Source organism: Streptomyces sp. NBC_01431 (genome assembly GCF_036231355.1).
In the GTDB taxonomy this organism is placed as follows: Bacteria; Actinomycetota; Actinomycetes; order Streptomycetales; family Streptomycetaceae; genus Streptomyces.
In genome coordinates, this window is the sequence record NZ_CP109496.1 from 7,196,951 (window position 1) to 7,212,316 (window position 15,366).

Consider the following 15,366-nt stretch of genomic DNA (forward strand, 5'->3'; position numbering starts at 1 on the left):
TGGAGTCTGGTCATGAGCATGACCAAGGATGATGCCGAACTCCAGGAGTTCGGCTACAGACCCGAACTCAAGCGCACGCTCGGCAACTTCCACACCTTCGCCGCCGGCATCAGCTACATCTCGATCCTCACCGGCACCTTCCAGCTGTTCTACTTCGGCTTCGGATTCGGCGGGCCCGCCTACTGGTGGTCGTGGCCGCTCGTCTTCGTCGGCCAGCTGATGGTCGCCCTGTGCTTCGCCGAACTCGCCGCCCGCTACCCGGTGGCGGGCTCCGTCTACAACTGGGCCAAGAAGCTCGGTGGTCCGCACGTCGGCTGGCTGGCCGGCTGGATGATGCTGATCGCCTCGATCGTGTCGATCGCCGCGGTGGCCCTGGCCTACCAGGCCACCCTGCCCCAGATCTCGAAGGCGTTCCAGATCGTCGGCGACGGCACTGGCACCTACGACGTCGCCACCAACGCCGTCATCCTCGCCGCGGTGCTGATCCTGTTCACCACCCTGGTCAACGCGTTCGGCGTCAAACTGATGGCCCGCATCAACACGGCGGGCGTCTTCCTCGAACTCGTCGCCACCGTCGTCCTGATCGTGCTGTTCGCCGTGCACGTCGTGCGCGGCCCCGGCGTCGTGCTCGACACCCACGGCCACGGCAGCGGCGGAAGCTTCGGTTACATGGGCGCGTTCCTCACCGCGGCCCTCGCCTCCGCCTACGTGATGTACGGGTTCGACACGGCCGCCTCCCTCGGCGAGGAGTCCGTCGACCCCTCCCGCAACGCGCCCCGCGCGATCCTGCGGGCGCTGCTCGCCTCGTTCGTCCTCGGCGGACTGATCCTGATCCTCGCGCTGATGAGCGTCAGCAGCCTCGACGGCAAGGGCATCACCACCGACGGACTCCAGTACGTGGTCCTCGACGTACTCGGCGACACCGGCGGCAAACTCATGCTCTGGTGCGTTCTGATAGCCGTCACCGTGTGCGCGCTCGCCGTGCACACCGCGGCGATCCGCCTCGCGTTCGCGATGTCCAGGGACAACAACCTGCCCGCCGCGTCCCTGATGGCGAAGGTCAGCCCGCGCTTCAAGACCCCGGTGCTGCCCGCCGTCGTTATCGGCGTACTGGCCCTGGTGATCCTCCTGGTGAACATCCGCCAGCCGCAGATCTTCTCGGTCGTCACCAGCATCGGCATCATCATGATCTACGTCGCCTATCTGCTGGTCACGGCGCCGATGCTGATCGCCCGCCTGCGCGGCAAGTGGACCCCGGCGGGCGAGGGCAAGTTCTCGCTGGGCCGCTGGGGCCTGCCGGTGAACATCCTCGCCGTGCTGTGGGGCGGCGCGATGACCATCAACCTGACCTGGCCGCGCGCCGAGGTCTACAACGCCGCCGCCCCCTACCACTGGTACCTGCGCTGGGGCGCCTTCCTCTTCGTCGGAGCCGTCCTGCTCGGCGGCTTCGCCTACTACTGGTTCATCCAGCGCCACCGCACCGGTGTGCTCGCGAGCCATGCCGCCCAGGACAACGAAAGTGAGCCGGAGAACCATGTCCACGCAGCCTGAATCCCCCGTCCGCACCGAGGAGTTCGACTACGTCGTCGTCGGCGGCGGCACCGCGGGCAACGTGGTCGCGGCCCGCCTCAGCGAGGACCCCTCCGTCACCGTGTGCGTCCTGGAGGCCGGACCCTCCGACGTCGGTGACGACAACGTCCTCAAGCTCGACCGCTGGATGGGCCTCCTTGAGTCCGGCTACGACTGGGACTACCCCGTCGAGCCGCAGTCCCACGGCAACAGCTTCATGCGGCACGCCCGCGCCAAGGTGCTCGGCGGCTGTTCCTCGCACAACTCGTGCATCGCCTTCTGGGCGCCCGCCGAGGACCTCAACGCCTGGGAAGCGGCGGGCTGTTCGGGCTGGGGAGCCGCCGACATCTTCCCCCTGTACCAGCGCCTGGAGACCAACGACGCCCCCGGCGACCACCACGGCCGCAGCGGCCCGGTGAAGATCCGCAACGTCAAGTCCGCCGACCCCTGCGGCGCGGCCCTCCTCGACGCCTGCGCCCAACAGGGCATCCCCACCACGCAGTTCAACGACGGCAAGACCGTGATCCGGGGCGCCAACTGGTTCCAGATCAACTCCGACGAGAACAACATCCGCCAGTCCTCCTCGGTGGCCTATCTGCACCCCGTGATGGACAAGCGACCCAACCTCGTCGTGCGCACCGGGGTCCGTGCCAAGAAGCTCCTGATCGACGGCGACCGGCGCTGCACCGGCGCCGAGTACCTCGACCCGGACCTGATCCACACCCGTACCGTCACCGCCCGGCGAGAGGTCATCGTCTCCTGCGGCTCCATCGACACCCCCAAGCTGCTCATGCTGTCCGGCATCGGTCCGGCGGCCCATCTGCGCGACGTGGGCGTGGACGTCCTCGTGGACGCCCCCGGCGTCGGCGAGAACCTCCAGGACCACCCCGAGGGCGTCATCATGTGGGAGGCCAAGCAGCCCATGACGACGGCCTCCACGCAGTGGTGGGAGATCGGCATCTTCGCGGACACCGAACCCGGCCTTGAGCGACCGGACCTGATGTTCCACTACGGCCAGGTGCCGTTCGACATGAACACCGCCCGGTACGGCTACCCCACCACCGAGAACGCGTTCTGCCTCACCCCCAACGTGACGCAGGCCAAGTCGCGCGGCACCGTGCGGCTGCGCACCCGCGACTACCGGGACAAGCCGATGGTCGACCCGCGCTACTTCACGCACGAGCACGACGAGCGGGTGATGACGTACGGCCTGAAGCTGGCCCGCGAGATCGCGGCGCAGCCCGCGCTGAGCGGCTGGGCGGGCGCCGAACTCGCGCCCGGCCCGGATGTGCGCACCGACGACGAGCTGCTCGACTACATCCGCAAGACCCACAACACCGTCTACCACCCCGCCTCCACGGTGAAGATGGGTGCGGACGACGACCCGATGGCGCCGCTGGACGCCAAGCTGCGCGTCAAGGGCATCGACGGGCTGCGGGTCTGCGACGGCTCGGTCATGCCGGAGCTCGTGACCGTCAACCCGTGCATCACCACGATGGCGATCGGCGAGAAGTGCGCCGACCTCCTCAAGGCCGACGCGCGCTGACATCCGCCGACCGGCTCGGGGCCTCCCGTACGGCGGCCCGGAGCCGGGGCGGCGTACGCGGCCCGAAAGGGGCGCTGTGACCTTGTGCGGCTCCGCCGCGGGGGCGACCACCCGCGGCCGGCATGACGTCCCGCGAAGCGGCTAGGCCGGGGGAAGCAGCGGCCCGCAGTCCCACTGCTGGAAGATCAGCCGGGTCTCCACCCGGGCCACCTCGGGCCGTGAGGTGAACTCGTCAAGCACGAGCCGCTGGAGATCCGCGGTGTCGGCCACGGTCACATGCACCAGATAGTCGTCGGGGCCGGTCAGATGGAACAGCGACCGCGACTCCGGCAGCGCCCTGACCCGCTCCACGAACGGACCGATCAGATCACGCCGGTGCGGACGCACCTGCACGGAAAGCAGCGCCTGGAGCCCCCGGCCCAGCTTGGCCGGATCGACGCGCAGCTGATAGCCCAGGATCACGCCGGTGCGGCGCAGCCGCGCCACCCGGTCCAGGCAGGTCGACGGAGCCACCCCGACTTCGGCGGCGAGATCACGGTAGGTCGTGCGTGCGTCGTTCTGCAGAAGGCGCAGAATGTGCAGATCCACCGGGTCCAGTACGACGGATTCGGCCATGGCCCGAACGTAACACGGAGTGTGGTCCGCGGGGCCCGGGGACTGTTCACAGTGGCCCCATGGACGCCGACACCACGAACGCCACCGCCACATCCGTGGACACCCTGGCCGTGCACGCGGGCCGCGAAGACCTCGCCGCCCTGGGCCTGCACGCCCCGCCCATCGACCTGTCCACGACCTACCCCTCGTACGACAGCAGGGCCGAAGCCGCCCGCATCGACGCCTTCGCCGCCACCGGCGAGGCCCCCGAGGGCCCGCCGGTCTACGGACGGCTCGGCAACCCGACCGTCGCCCGCTTCGAGACGGCGCTGGCCCGCCTGGAGGACACCGAGGCGGCCGTCGCCTTCGCCAGCGGAATGGCGGCGCTGTCGGCCGTCCTGCTCGCCCAGCACGCCACCGGCCTGCGCCACGTCGTGGCCGTACGCCCCCTGTACGGGTGCAGCGACCACCTGCTGACCGCCGGGCTCCTGGGCAGCGAGGTCACCTGGGCCGACCCGGAGGGCGTCGCGGCCGCGATCCGCCCCGACACCGCGCTCGTCATGGTGGAGAGCCCGGCCAATCCGACCCTGGCGGAGGTGGACCTGGCGGCGCTCGCGGAGGCCTGCGGAACGGTTCCGCTGCTCGTCGACAACACCTTCGCCACCCCCGTCCTGCAACGCCCGGTGCACAGCGGGGCCCGCCTCGTGCTGCACAGCGCGACCAAGTACCTCGGCGGGCACGGGGACGTCCTCGGCGGGGTCGTCGCCTGCGACGAGGCCTTCGCCCGCCGACTGCGCCAGATCCGGTTCGCCACGGGCGGCGTCCTCCACCCGCTCGCGGGCTACCTGCTGCTGCGCGGTCTCTCCACGCTGCCGGTACGGGTGCGCGCCGCATCGGCGAGTGCCGCCTCGCTCGCCGCGCGCCTGGCCGCCGACCCTCGCGTGCTGCGGGTCCACTACCCGAAGCTGGGCGGCGCGATGGTGGCCTTCGAGACGCGCACCGACCCGCACGAGGTGATCGCCCGGGTGCGCCTGATCACCCCGGCGGTCAGCCTCGGCAGCGTCGACAGCCTCATCCAGCACCCCGCCTCCATCAGCCATCGCATCGTGCCCGAGGACGACCGGGCATCGGCCGGTGTCAGCGAGCGGCTGCTGCGGATGTCGGTCGGCCTTGAGGACACGGAGGATCTGTGGCGCGACCTGGACCAGGCGCTGGACGGCGAGCCGGTCCACCCAACTCGCCTTCTGGAACAGGGTGTTCAGGTTCCGGACAGGACCGAGGACGCCGAGTTCGCCGGCGTCTGAGCGCCGGGACCGGCCTTCGTTGAGCCGGGCGGCTCAGCGCGCCGTCTTGTTCCGGGTGAACTCGTCCTTGCCGAAACCGGCCCAACTGACCTCCAGCTTGGTGCCGTTCAGCCGGGCCGTGCCCCTGGTGCGGGTGGTGTTGCCGTCCGGGCAGGTGAGGTGCAGCTCCGTCTGACCGGCGGCGCTGCTCACCGTGCCGTTGCACAGGTGCTCGCCGAGGACGGAGGCGTTCTTGTCCTTGACGACGAGGGCGACGGGCTTGCCCTGGGTCACGGCCACCCAGTCACCGTCGATGCCTGCGGCCTTGCCGGGGGCGCCGGTTGAGGGGCTCGCGCTCGTGCCGGTGCCGCCGGTTCCGGTGGGCGCCTTCGCCGGGGCGCTGCTCGCGGCCCCCGCCGAGGCCTTGCCCGACGTCGTGTCGGGCGACTTGGCCGAGCCGCCACTGCCGCACCCCGAGGCGAGGAGGACGGCGGCGAGCCCCACGGAGGCGAGGCCGGTGTTACGCGAGAACCTGTGCACTGCTGATCGTCCCCCTGCGGAGCATCTACGGATGCGTCAAGCTACCAGCCGGGCCCGGCGCGAGACGCCGACTTGGGCTTCTCGTGAGCACCCGGGACCGGCAGGGCCGCGCTCAGTCGTCCAGGGTGATCCGCACGGCCACGGTGCCGCTCGGGCCGCGGCGCAGCCGGCTGCCGAGCAGCGTGAGCCGGCCGAGCAGTCCGTACTTGCGGCGCAGCAGCGCGCGGCACGCCGCGGTGGCCGCGGCGTCGCAGATCACCGCGGTCGCGGGGTGCTGTTCGCCCGTCGGGTTGCCGCGCACGTCGCAGGGCCCCGCCAGCACCCCTGGCCGGTTGCGGATGCGCTTGACCTTCCAGGAGTCGGCGACCGTCCAGATCATCAGGGCGTCACCGTCGCGGACGACCCACACCGGGGTGGCCACGGGGCTGCCGTCCTTCTTGTAGGACGTGACGAGCAGGTACTTTCCGGCGCCGAGCCGGTCCAGCACATCGGCTTGCATACGGCCTCCTCACGTTCGAAACGACAGGTGGACGGCCCCTTTCTAGCAGGTGCCCGCCGACCGACCACCCACCTTGCCCGGAACACCACTTGACGTCACACCCGCCCCGGCGAACCCGCACCACACCCGCCGTGCGCTGCCACGATGGAACGGCAGTACGTCCCGACCTGACGACCGGATGTCCCGCGAGGACAGGAGCACAGCGATGGCGACCGGATCACCCAACCCGAACGACCCCGCCCACCACTTCACCCCCTCACCGCTGAACGAGCTGCTGTACGGCCACTTCTACTCCGCCGCGCTGCGGGCGGTGGCCGTGCACCGCATCGCCGATCTGCTGGCCGAGGGTCCCCGGACGGCCGAGGACCTCGCCACGAGCGCGGGCCTGCACGCCGTGTCCCTGCGGCGCGTCCTGCGGCTGCTCGCCGCGCGAGGGCTCTTCAGGGAGGACGCGCGGGGCGCCTTCGAGCTGACGGACAACGGAACTCCGTTGCGTACGGACGTCCCCGGCTCGCAGCACGCGACGATCATGCTGGTCTCGGGCGAGATGTTCGCCACCGCGGCCGAGGGGATCGTGGACACCGTGCGCACCGGGACGCCGTCCTTCGAGACCACCTACGGTGTCCCGTTCTTCGAGCACCTGGCCGGCTCACCCGCCGAGCGACAGCTCTTCGACGCGGGCATGGCATCCCTGTCCGGCCCGGTCGACGGCCTCGTCGCGCAGAGCTGTCCGCTGCCCGGCAGCGGAACCGTCGTCGACGTCGGCGGCGGCCGGGGCGGACTGCTGCGCGCCGTGCTCACCCGCGAACCCGCCCTGACCGGGGTGCTCTTCGACCAGCCGGACACGGTGGCCGACCACGTGCTCGACAGCGAGGAAGTACGGGGCCGCTGGCGCGTGGAGAGCGGTGACTTCTTCTCGGCCGTACCGCGCGGCGGCGACGTCTATCTGCTCAAGCACATCCTGCACGACTGGGACGACGACGGCTGCGTCCGCATCCTGGAGGCGATCCGCCGTTCGGCCACCTTGGGCACCAAGCTGCTCGTGATCGACGCGGTACTTCCGGAGGGCAGCGCCCCGCACCCCGCCGTCGCCCTGGAGCTCATCATGATGATTCTGGTGCGGGGCAGGGAGCGTACGGTCACGGAGTTCGAGCGGTTGCTCTCGCGGGCTGGATTCAGGCTGAACCGCATCGTGCCCACCCCGTCACTGCCGTCGGTCATCGAGGCGGAGGCGGTGTGAACGGGGCATGTGGAGGCGGGCGTTGAGGGAGCCCCTGAAGCCTTGCGCATGCCGAGGGAGCCGCCGCGCGTGCGCTGTCAGAACGTCCAGGCCGCGTTGCGCAGAAAGAGGGCGACGACGGCGACGAGACAGAGGATGACGGCCCAGGAGCCGCGGCCGGTGTGCCGGTTCCCGCGGCGCCGCTTCGAGGTCCTCGCCTTCCTCGGGCCGCGCGGACGCGTGCCCTCGCCGGGCGCCGCACCCGCGGCCGTCTCGGCCAGCAACCGGCGGCAGACGGTGGCGAGTTCACTCGTGCCGATGGTGAGACTGACGACGGTCTCCGAGCGGGCCGGGGCCGTGGTGCCCCCGTCGAGGATGCGGCCAGCACGGAGCAGCACCTGGTCCTGGCCGCCGGTGGGGGAGAGGCTGATCCAGCGCTCGACGTGTGACCCGCGGATGACGACACTGCCGGACCGCTCCCGGTACACGGTGTGCTCCCGCCACAGCACCACGGCCAACTCCCTTGCGGTGTCCCGCAGTTGCGCACTCACACGTCCCCCGTTTTTCCCCGGCCCTTCGAACAAGCATCGCACTCTAGCGTTCTGCGGGACGCTCCGCGAACCGGTCCGTCCGAGGGCGCGCCTCACCCCGCCGGTTCGACTTCCAGGTAGTGGTGGCGGCGCGGTCCCCGGTACTCAAGCGCCACCCATCCGAGCCGTCGCAACACCTCCGCACAGCGCTGGAGCGACTCGCTCGCCGTGTACGCGGCGCCGCCGCCGGGCGGTCCGAGCCATTCGACCCGGGCCAGCGATGGCCGGTCGGCGGCGCCGACCCGGTAGCCGGTCGCGCACCGCCGGCCCGCGGCATCGACGGCCGACGGTGCGATCCCCGCGGCCTCCAGGGCGAGGGAGACGGCCCGCACGGGCTGGAGCCGCTCCCACTGCGCGGGTGTCGAGGCGTCCGGGCCGTCCAGGACGCGCCGGATGTTCAGCAGGCCTTCGAAGGCGGTGCGCACGGCGGCCTCCCGCCCGGTCCCGCTCCGCGGTGCCTCGTCCCCTGTGGCCACCTCGAACGGCCCATCCGTCATCGCTCGCCTCCGCTCGCGCCCGGCCGCAACCGGTCCGGTGTCCGAACTCACCGGAACCGTATGGTTCCGAACTCACCGGAACCGTACGGCAGTTGGGTCACCGTCCGCCCGAGACCCGCAGGACCGTGCCGGTGGTGTACGAGGCATCGGGGGACAGCAGCCAGGCGACGGCCGCGGCGATCTCGGACGCTTCGCCGGGGCGGCCGAGCGGGATGCCGGCGGCCGCCCGCGCCGGGCGGTCCGGATCGCCCATGGTGGCGTGTATGTCGGTGCCGATGATGCCAGGGGCCACCGCGTTCACCCGGATGCGGTCCTGGCCGAGTTCCTTGGACAGGCCGATGGTCAGGGCGTCGGTCGCGGCCTTCGACGCGGCGTAGTGGACGTAGTCGCCGGGGGCGCCGAGGGTGGCCGCGGCGGAGGAGATGTTGACGATGGCGCCGCCGCCGAGCGCGGCCATGTCGCGGGCGGCCCGTCGGCAGCAGAGCAGGTAGCCGAGGACGTTCACGTCGAGGACGCGCCGCAGGTCGTCGGTCCGGGCATCGGCCAGCCGGCCGAGCGGTCCGGTCACCCCGGCGTTGTTGACCAGGCCGCTCACCGGGCCGAGTTCCGCCGCCGCGGTGTCGAACAGCCGCTCCACGTCCGCCTCCTGGGACGTGTCCGCCCGCACGGTGACACACCGGCCGCCCGCCTCCTGCACCATCGCGGCGACCTCCCGGGCGGCCGCCTCGTTGCTGACGTATCCGAGGGCCAGATCGTGTCCGTCGGCCGCGAGCCGGACGCATGTGGCCGCCCCGATCCCGCGACTGCCGCCTGTGACGATGGTGACCGGACGTGACACGTGCTGCCTCCCGCGCTGGCTGGCCCACGCATGTTGATACATGCGTGGGTATCAAGTCCTACCGCATGGCGTTCGGGCCGCCGCATCGGCCCCGCATGGAAGGCGCCTCGTCGGGCCCGTCAGTCCTCGGTGCAGACCGCCTCGTCGCCGGTGGCCGTCGCGAGGGGAGCCTGCGCCGCGTCCAGTCCCTCGGTCAGCGTGGCGAGGAGGGTGCGCAGGGTGTGGAAGTCGTCCGGCGGCAGGTTGACGGCTTCCGCGAGGCGGTGCGGCACGGCCACCGCGCGCTCGCGCAGTTCCGTGCCCCGGTCCGTGAGTCGGATGGTGACGGACCGCTCGTCCGCCCGGCTGCGGTGGCGTTCGACGACGCCCGCCGATTCGAGGCGCTTGAGCAGGGGCGACAGCGTGCCCGAGTCCAGGCGCAGCTTCTCGCCGATCTTCTTGACCGGCAGTTCGCCGTGTTCCCAGAGCGTCAGCATCACCAGGTACTGGGGGTACGTCAGCCCGAGATCCTTCAGCAGTGTGCGGTAGACGCCGTTGAACGCGCGCGAGGCGGCGTGCAGAGAGAAGCAGAGCTGCAGGTCGAGCCGCAGGTAGTCCTCGTCGTGCGGGCGGGTGGGAGGCGTGGTCACCATGTGGCCAGGTTAGCACGCGCACCATTTAGTTGTGCACAACTTAATTGTGTGCTTCAGTTGTGTCCGGGCAGCCGAGGCTTCCCGGTACGGAGCCGCACCGGCTCCCTATCGCCGGAACACGAGAGGAACCGATCCCATGGACGCGCTCTACACCGCGGTGGCGACCGCCAACGGCCGCGAAGGCCGCACCGTCAGCTCCGACGGCCAGCTCGACCTGCCCCTGGCGTTCCCCGCGGCCCTCGGCGGCAACGGCCAGGGCACCAACCCCGAGCAGCTCTTCGCCGCCGGGTACGCGGCCTGCTTCGCCAGCGCCATGGGCCAGGTCGCCCGGCAGCTGAAGCTCGACATCAAGGATGTTTCGGTCACCGCCGAGGTCGGCATCGGCAAGGACCCCGCCGACGGCGGCTTCGGTATCGGCGTCGTCATGCGCGTCGAGCTGCCCGAGCACCTCGAAGGCGCCACGGGCGAGAAGCTCGTCGAGCTGACCCACGCGGCCTGCCCGTACTCCAAGGCGACCCGCAACAACATCCCGTTCGAGATCGTCATCGAGTAGCAGCGGCGACCGGCCTTCGGGGGCGACCTCAGCTGGAGCGGTCGCCGCGCGCGAGCAGCGTGCGGTACCACTCCAGCGTCGCGTCGAGGGTGTCGCCCATCGCGACGGGTCCGGCGCCGAACGCGGCCTCGAAGGCGCCCGAGTCCATGATCTGCGGCTCGGTGTGCTGGTAGAACATCTCGGCGTACGCGTCCATGAAGACCTGGTCGAACGGGCCGAAGGGGCGCGGCTCTTCCAGGGTGACCACCTTCAGCGGCCGCCCGACGCGCTCCTCGATCATCCGCAGCACCTCGCGGGTGCTCAGGGCGGGGGCGGTGGGCAGGTGCCAGACGCGGCCGTCGCCGTGCGGGCTCTCGCCGAGCGTGGCGAGGCCGGCGGCCACCGCGCGGATGTCGGTGTAGCTGTGGGGGAGGTCGATGTCCCCCAGGGTCAGCACCTCGGCGCCGGTCAGCGCGCCGGGGAAGACGGCCGCGCCGAGGGTCGAGTTGAGGACGCCGGGGCCGACGAAGTCGGCGGACCGGCCGAGCACGACCGAGGCATCCCCTTCGCGGTGTGCGGCCAGGTACTTCTCGTCCAGCTCGGCGCGCATCATGCCCTTGTTGCTGGTGGCGCGCCACGGCGTGTCCTCCGTCATGACCTCGCCGTGGGTCTCGCCGTACGGGTAGAGCGTGTCGAGTACGACAAGGCGCGCGCCCTCGGCCGCGGCGGCGGCGAGCACGGCTCGCTGGATCCGCGGCATGACGTCGGTCTGGAGCTGGTAGGCGACGTTGACGCAGTGGTAGACGACCGCGGCTCCGCGTACGGCGGCGGCCGCCCCCTCGGGTGATCCGACATCGCCCCGCATGCGCTCAACTCCCCATATTGCAGGGCCCGTTCCCGACCGGTCGACGAGTCGCACCTGGTGACCGCGCCGGGCGAGTTCGGCCGCGACCGCCTGACCGGCCGGACCCGCGCCCAGGACCACGTGGAGGCTGTCCGTCGTGTGAGTCATGTCGATTCCCCTCTCGGCCAGGACGGCATCCGTCCCGGCTCCGTTGTGTGGTGTGCCGATAGTTAGAGACTCTAACGCGCATGAATGGCCATCGCAATAGTGAGTTCTTTAAAGGCGTGCTTTGCGGGGTCGGGAGGGCACGTGCGCCCATCGCACGGGGCGGGCGACGGGCGACCGTTCGGGTCGAGCCCGCTGGTGGCGCAAGGGGAGAGGCGGCCGGCGGCGGACGCGAAACGCGTCCCCGCACGGCCGCCTCGGCGCGCCCGTCTCACACCGGAAGACCCCGTGGGCCCCCGTTCACCCCGCCGGTGCCGCCGGTGGGGCCGGCGACTCGCCCGCGCCCGCAAGCCGGGCGGACAGCGGGGCGGCGACGTCCTCCAGGGACTTGCCCTCGGCGTCGATGGCGAGGAAGGCGGCCACCACTCCTGCCGCCGTCATCAGGCCCGCGCCGATGCCGAACGCGAGCACCGCGTCGCCGACCACGCCGCTGGACGTCAGCGCCGAGAACACCAGCGGTCCGGAGATGCCGCCCGCCGCCGTACCGATGGCGTAGAAGAAGGCGATCGCCATCGCGCGGGTCTCCATCGGGAAGATCTCGCTCACGGTGAGATACGCGGAACTGGCGCCCGCTGAGGCGAAGAACAGCACCACGCACCAACACGCGGTCATCGTCGCCGAGTTGAGCCACCCCTGGCTGAAGAACCACGCGGTGACGAAGAGCAGGAGGCCGGACAGCACATACGTCCCGGCGATCATCTTGCGGCGCCCCACGGTGTCGAAGAGCCTGCCGAGCAGCAGCGGTCCGAGGAAGTTGCCGAAGGCGATCACGGCGAAGAAGTAGCCGGTGGTGCCGCTCGACACGTCGAAGAACTTGACCAGGATCGAGCTGAACCCGAACGTGATCGCGTTGTAGAGGAACGCCTGCCCGATGAAGAGGGCGAACCCTAGCACCGCACGTTTGGGATACGAACGGAACAGGGTCCGCGCGATCTCGATGAAGCCCACCGTCTCGCGCTGTTCGATGGTGATGGACCCTCCCGGCGGCGGCAGTCGCTCGCCGGTGTCCGCCTCCACCTTCCGCTCCACGTCGTCGAGCAGTTGCTCGGCACCCGCCTCGCGGCCGTGGATGAACATCCACCGCGGGCTCTCCGGCACGTGCCGCCGTACGAACAGGATCACGAGACCCAGCACCACGCCGAGGGCGAAGGTGACCCGCCACCCGATGTTCTTGGGGAAGATGTCCGTGTTGAGGGCGAGCACGGAGAGCAGTGCGCCGCCCATCGCGCCCAGCCAGTAGCTCCCGTTGATGATGAGGTCCACCCGGCCGCGGTACCTGCTCGGGATGAGCTCGTCGATGGCGGAGTTGATGGCCGCGTACTCGCCGCCGATGCCGAAGCCGGTGAGGAAGCGGAACAGGAAGAACCACCACGCCGAGAAGGACAGGGCGGTCATCGCGGTGGCGGCCAGATAGACCGCGAGGGTGACGAGGAAGAGCTTCTTGCGCCCGAACCGGTCGGTCAGCCAGCCGAAGAACAGCGCGCCGGAACAGGCACCCGCCACATACAGTGCGGCGCCCAGGCCGGTGACCTGGGCGTCGGTGATGGCGAGCCCACTACCGGGCTCCGAAAGGCGGCTCGCGATGTTCCCGACGACGGTTACTTCGAGGCCGTCCAGGATCCACACGGTGCCGAGGCCGATCACGATCATCCAGTGCCAGCCCGACCAGGGCAGCCGGTCGAGCCGGGCCGGAACGGCGGTGGTGATGGTTCGCGGCCCCGTCCCCGCCGCCCCGGAGTCCCGCACCGTACTGCCCGTACCGCTCATGACCTGCCTCCTGCCGCCGCCACCCGGAACCGGACCTGACGGACGCGAGTACCCGGCGATCCCCGGACATACTCCCTGCCATGACCCGCCGAAAAGCCGGACCGCCGCCTGCGCGCCGCGGCAGGGGCGCGGACCCTCCTCTCGCGATGGGCCGGATGCGTACATCGAGGCTCCGCGGGCGCTCTCAGGAAGCCGGAACGGGCTCCGTGCCCGGCGCCAACTCCATTGGGGCGAAGCCCTGTTCGGCCCAGATCAACCGCGAGGACTCCTCCGGGTACGGCGCGGTGAAGGGCTCGGCGGCGAAGATGCGGGTCAGTCGTTCGGCCGCACCGTAGCGGGCCCAGCCGGGGTCGCCGTGGGCCGCGAAATCGGACCATGCCCGGCCCATGGCGTCGGAGAGCGCCTCGGCCTCGGCCGGCGGCTCCTCGCCGAACAGCATCGGCCCGAACCCTTCGCGCAGGGTGCCGAAGACCAGCGGCACGTCCAGGCCGTGACAGGCCCCGAGGGCGCCGCCCATCGCGGGGGCCGGCCAGGTCAGTTCGTAGGCGTACGTCGTGCCACCGCCCGCGGCGTGCGCCTCGGCCAGATGCAGGCTCGGCATCCGAAACAGCCAGTCCGACATGACCAGGTCCTGCAACGTGGTCGGATCGGCCGCGGGGTGGCTCGTGCGGTACGCCGCCGCGCCGTCCGCGCCGGGCGCGAACCGGGCCAGGGTGACGGCGGCCTCCTCCTCGGTGACCTTCCCGAACCGGCCGCCCATCACGGTGAACAGCCGTGCCTCGTCCCGATTGTGACCCACTATCAGATCCACGTCCGCGCCCCGGCCCGCGCGCAGCGCCTCCCACGGCGAACACGGCAGCACCTCGCCGTCGATCACCGGTGAGAACGGGAGGTGGGCGTGGGCGGCCCGTCCCCAGCGGGCGCCGTACCGCGTGATCGTGCGGACCACCGCGTCCGCCGCGTCCCGCAGCGCGACGGGCGGGACGGGGGCCAGCGCGTCGAGGGTGGCGGGCAGACCGAGCTCGGTGGCGACGGTGGCGCCGATGTCGGCGGCCAGCGCCGGGCTGAAGAACGTGCCGGGGACGCTCTGCGCCACGGCCCGGTGGAACAGCCCCTCCGCCCGGTCCATCGTGAGCAGCGCGGCCACCGCGCCCGCCCCCGCGGATTCACCGAAGACGGTCACCCGGTCCGGGTCACCGCCGAACGCAGCGATGTTGTCACGCACCCACGTCAGGGCGGCCACCTGGTCGAGCAGCGCCCGGTTGGGCACGGCGCCCTCGAAGTGCCCGTAACCCTCGGCCCCCACACGGTGGTTGAACGTCACGACGACCGTCCCGCGACGCGCCAACGAGGCGCCGTCGTAGCCGGGCGCGTCGGCCGAACCGACGAGGTAGGCCCCGCCGTGGATCCAGACCAGGACGGGCAGGCGGGCGCCGCCCGGGTCGGGGGTCCAGACGTTCACGGTCAGCCAGTCGTCGCGGCCGCCCGCGTTGTCGGGCCCCGAGCCGAATCCCAGCGCGAGGGACTGCGGGGGAGTGGGGCCGAAGGCGACGGCCTCACGGACCCCGCTCCACTCGGTGGCGGGCACGGGCGGGCCCAGGTGCAGGGGGCCGACGGGCGGCTGGGCGTACGGGATGCCGCGGAAGACGGCAAGACCGTCTTCAAGGCGTCCCCGGACGGTTCCGGAGGAGGTGCGGATCTCGGGGGCGCGCGTGGAGTCGGTCATGCGATGTCCCTTCTCGGTAACGGGACTCCACGATACGGAGCCTGCGAGAGGGGCCGAGAGGGCCTCCGGCCGTGGCCGGGCAAAGGATCAACTGGCCTTCCCGTGGCGCCAGTTCGCATGCGGCGGCCTTGAGGGGCGGGCAGGGTGCGTGGTCCCGCACTCCGGCCGCCCCTCGCCGGTTACGGGACTTCGCGCAGGTACAGCGCCCCGCAGGTGTGGCAGAAGGGGCGGGCGCGGTTCGTACCCCACGCGTCGTCGGGCAGCTCGTCGGCGTTCTCGGCCAAGTCGCGTCCGCACATGGACACCTGCTCGTCGGCGCGGGCCATGTGCCATTCCTTGAGCATGTCGCCGTCGGGCAGTCTCTCGGCAACAATTCGATGGCGCACTGTCTGCTCCTCATCCGTGTCGGGCCGCGCCCGGCTGCGCGCGGCCGCGGAGCCGGGACGCCCCGGCCTTCCGACACTG

16 protein-coding genes are annotated in these 15,366 nt (G+C 71.3%); 5 read left to right on the forward strand and 11 right to left on the reverse strand.

All coding sequences use genetic code 11. The annotated features are described in order from the left end of the window. The first annotated feature begins 12 nt into the window (after positions 1–12). On the forward strand, positions 13–1,551 hold the full coding sequence (locus OG522_RS32925; protein ID WP_329466691.1) for an APC family permease: 1,539 nt from the start codon (positions 13–15) through the stop codon (positions 1,549–1,551). After that, positions 1,535–3,115, forward strand: coding sequence for a GMC family oxidoreductase (locus tag OG522_RS32930; protein ID WP_329466692.1), 1,581 nt, complete (start codon positions 1,535–1,537; stop codon positions 3,113–3,115). The genes OG522_RS32925 and OG522_RS32930 overlap by 17 nt, the downstream gene beginning before the upstream one ends. A 141-nt stretch (positions 3,116–3,256) precedes the next feature. Here the strand turns inward: OG522_RS32930 and OG522_RS32935 are convergent, their stop codons facing one another. Further along, positions 3,257–3,730: an Lrp/AsnC family transcriptional regulator gene (locus OG522_RS32935; protein ID WP_189960324.1), complete on the reverse strand. Its 474-nt coding sequence runs from the start codon at positions 3,728–3,730 to the stop codon at positions 3,257–3,259. A 59-nt stretch (positions 3,731–3,789) separates the two neighbouring features. On the opposite strand from OG522_RS32935, the gene OG522_RS32940 reads away from it, so the two are divergent. Then, on the forward strand, positions 3,790–5,013 hold the full coding sequence (locus OG522_RS32940; protein ID WP_329466693.1) for a trans-sulfuration enzyme family protein: 1,224 nt from the start codon (positions 3,790–3,792) through the stop codon (positions 5,011–5,013). A 33-nt stretch (positions 5,014–5,046) separates the two neighbouring features. On the opposite strand, the gene OG522_RS32945 is transcribed toward OG522_RS32940, so the two are convergent. Further along, on the reverse strand, positions 5,047–5,532 hold the full coding sequence (locus OG522_RS32945) for a hypothetical protein (RefSeq protein WP_329466694.1): 486 nt from the start codon (positions 5,530–5,532) through the stop codon (positions 5,047–5,049). Between the two features lie 112 nt (positions 5,533–5,644). Next, positions 5,645–6,031: a PPOX class F420-dependent oxidoreductase gene (locus tag OG522_RS32950; protein ID WP_329466695.1), complete on the reverse strand. Its 387-nt coding sequence runs from the start codon at positions 6,029–6,031 to the stop codon at positions 5,645–5,647. A 205-nt stretch (positions 6,032–6,236) separates the two neighbouring features. On the opposite strand from OG522_RS32950, the gene OG522_RS32955 reads away from it, so the two are divergent. Next, positions 6,237–7,271 carry a methyltransferase gene (locus tag OG522_RS32955; RefSeq protein WP_329466696.1) on the forward strand — a complete coding sequence of 345 codons (1,035 nt, stop codon included), beginning with the start codon at positions 6,237–6,239 and terminating at the stop codon, positions 7,269–7,271. 77 nt (positions 7,272–7,348) lie between these two features. On the opposite strand, the gene OG522_RS32960 is transcribed toward OG522_RS32955, so the two are convergent. The 4 genes from OG522_RS32960 to OG522_RS32975 form a co-directional block, all read right to left on the reverse strand. Next, positions 7,349–7,801, reverse strand: a complete 453-nt coding sequence (locus OG522_RS32960) for a hypothetical protein (RefSeq protein WP_329466697.1) — start codon at positions 7,799–7,801, stop codon at positions 7,349–7,351. Positions 7,802–7,893: 92 nt separating this feature from the next. Beyond that, a complete protein-coding gene (locus tag OG522_RS32965) occupies positions 7,894–8,337 on the reverse strand; it encodes a hypothetical protein (RefSeq protein WP_329466698.1) in 444 nt (147 codons plus the stop codon). Between the two features lie 97 nt (positions 8,338–8,434). Beyond that, positions 8,435–9,175 carry an SDR family oxidoreductase gene (locus OG522_RS32970; protein ID WP_329466699.1) on the reverse strand — a complete coding sequence of 247 codons (741 nt, stop codon included), beginning with the start codon at positions 9,173–9,175 and terminating at the stop codon, positions 8,435–8,437. A 119-nt stretch (positions 9,176–9,294) separates the two neighbouring features. Continuing rightward, the gene (locus OG522_RS32975; protein ID WP_329466700.1) at positions 9,295–9,807 is read right to left on the reverse strand and encodes a MarR family winged helix-turn-helix transcriptional regulator; all 513 of its coding nucleotides are present in this window, start codon (positions 9,805–9,807) and stop codon (positions 9,295–9,297) included. A 136-nt stretch (positions 9,808–9,943) separates the two neighbouring features. Between OG522_RS32975 and OG522_RS32980 the strand changes: the two genes are divergently transcribed. Then, positions 9,944–10,360: an organic hydroperoxide resistance protein gene (locus tag OG522_RS32980; protein ID WP_329466701.1), complete on the forward strand. Its 417-nt coding sequence runs from the start codon at positions 9,944–9,946 to the stop codon at positions 10,358–10,360. Between the two features lie 28 nt (positions 10,361–10,388). Here OG522_RS32980 and OG522_RS32985 read toward each other — a convergent pair whose 3' ends face one another. From OG522_RS32985 to OG522_RS33000, 4 genes are all read right to left on the reverse strand, one after another. Beyond that, positions 10,389–11,351: an NAD-dependent epimerase/dehydratase family protein gene (locus tag OG522_RS32985; RefSeq protein ID WP_329466702.1), complete on the reverse strand. Its 963-nt coding sequence runs from the start codon at positions 11,349–11,351 to the stop codon at positions 10,389–10,391. A gap of 297 nt (positions 11,352–11,648) precedes the next feature. Next, complete coding sequence (locus OG522_RS32990; protein ID WP_329466703.1) at positions 11,649–13,175, reverse strand: MFS transporter; 1,527 nt, start codon at positions 13,173–13,175, stop codon at positions 11,649–11,651. A 184-nt stretch (positions 13,176–13,359) separates the two neighbouring features. Beyond that, the gene (locus tag OG522_RS32995) at positions 13,360–14,901 is read right to left on the reverse strand and encodes a carboxylesterase/lipase family protein (RefSeq protein ID WP_329466704.1); all 1,542 of its coding nucleotides are present in this window, start codon (positions 14,899–14,901) and stop codon (positions 13,360–13,362) included. Positions 14,902–15,080: 179 nt separating this feature from the next. Further along, positions 15,081–15,287, reverse strand: a complete 207-nt coding sequence (locus OG522_RS33000) for a hypothetical protein (RefSeq protein WP_329466705.1) — start codon at positions 15,285–15,287, stop codon at positions 15,081–15,083. Positions 15,288–15,366: the final 79 nt, after the last annotated feature.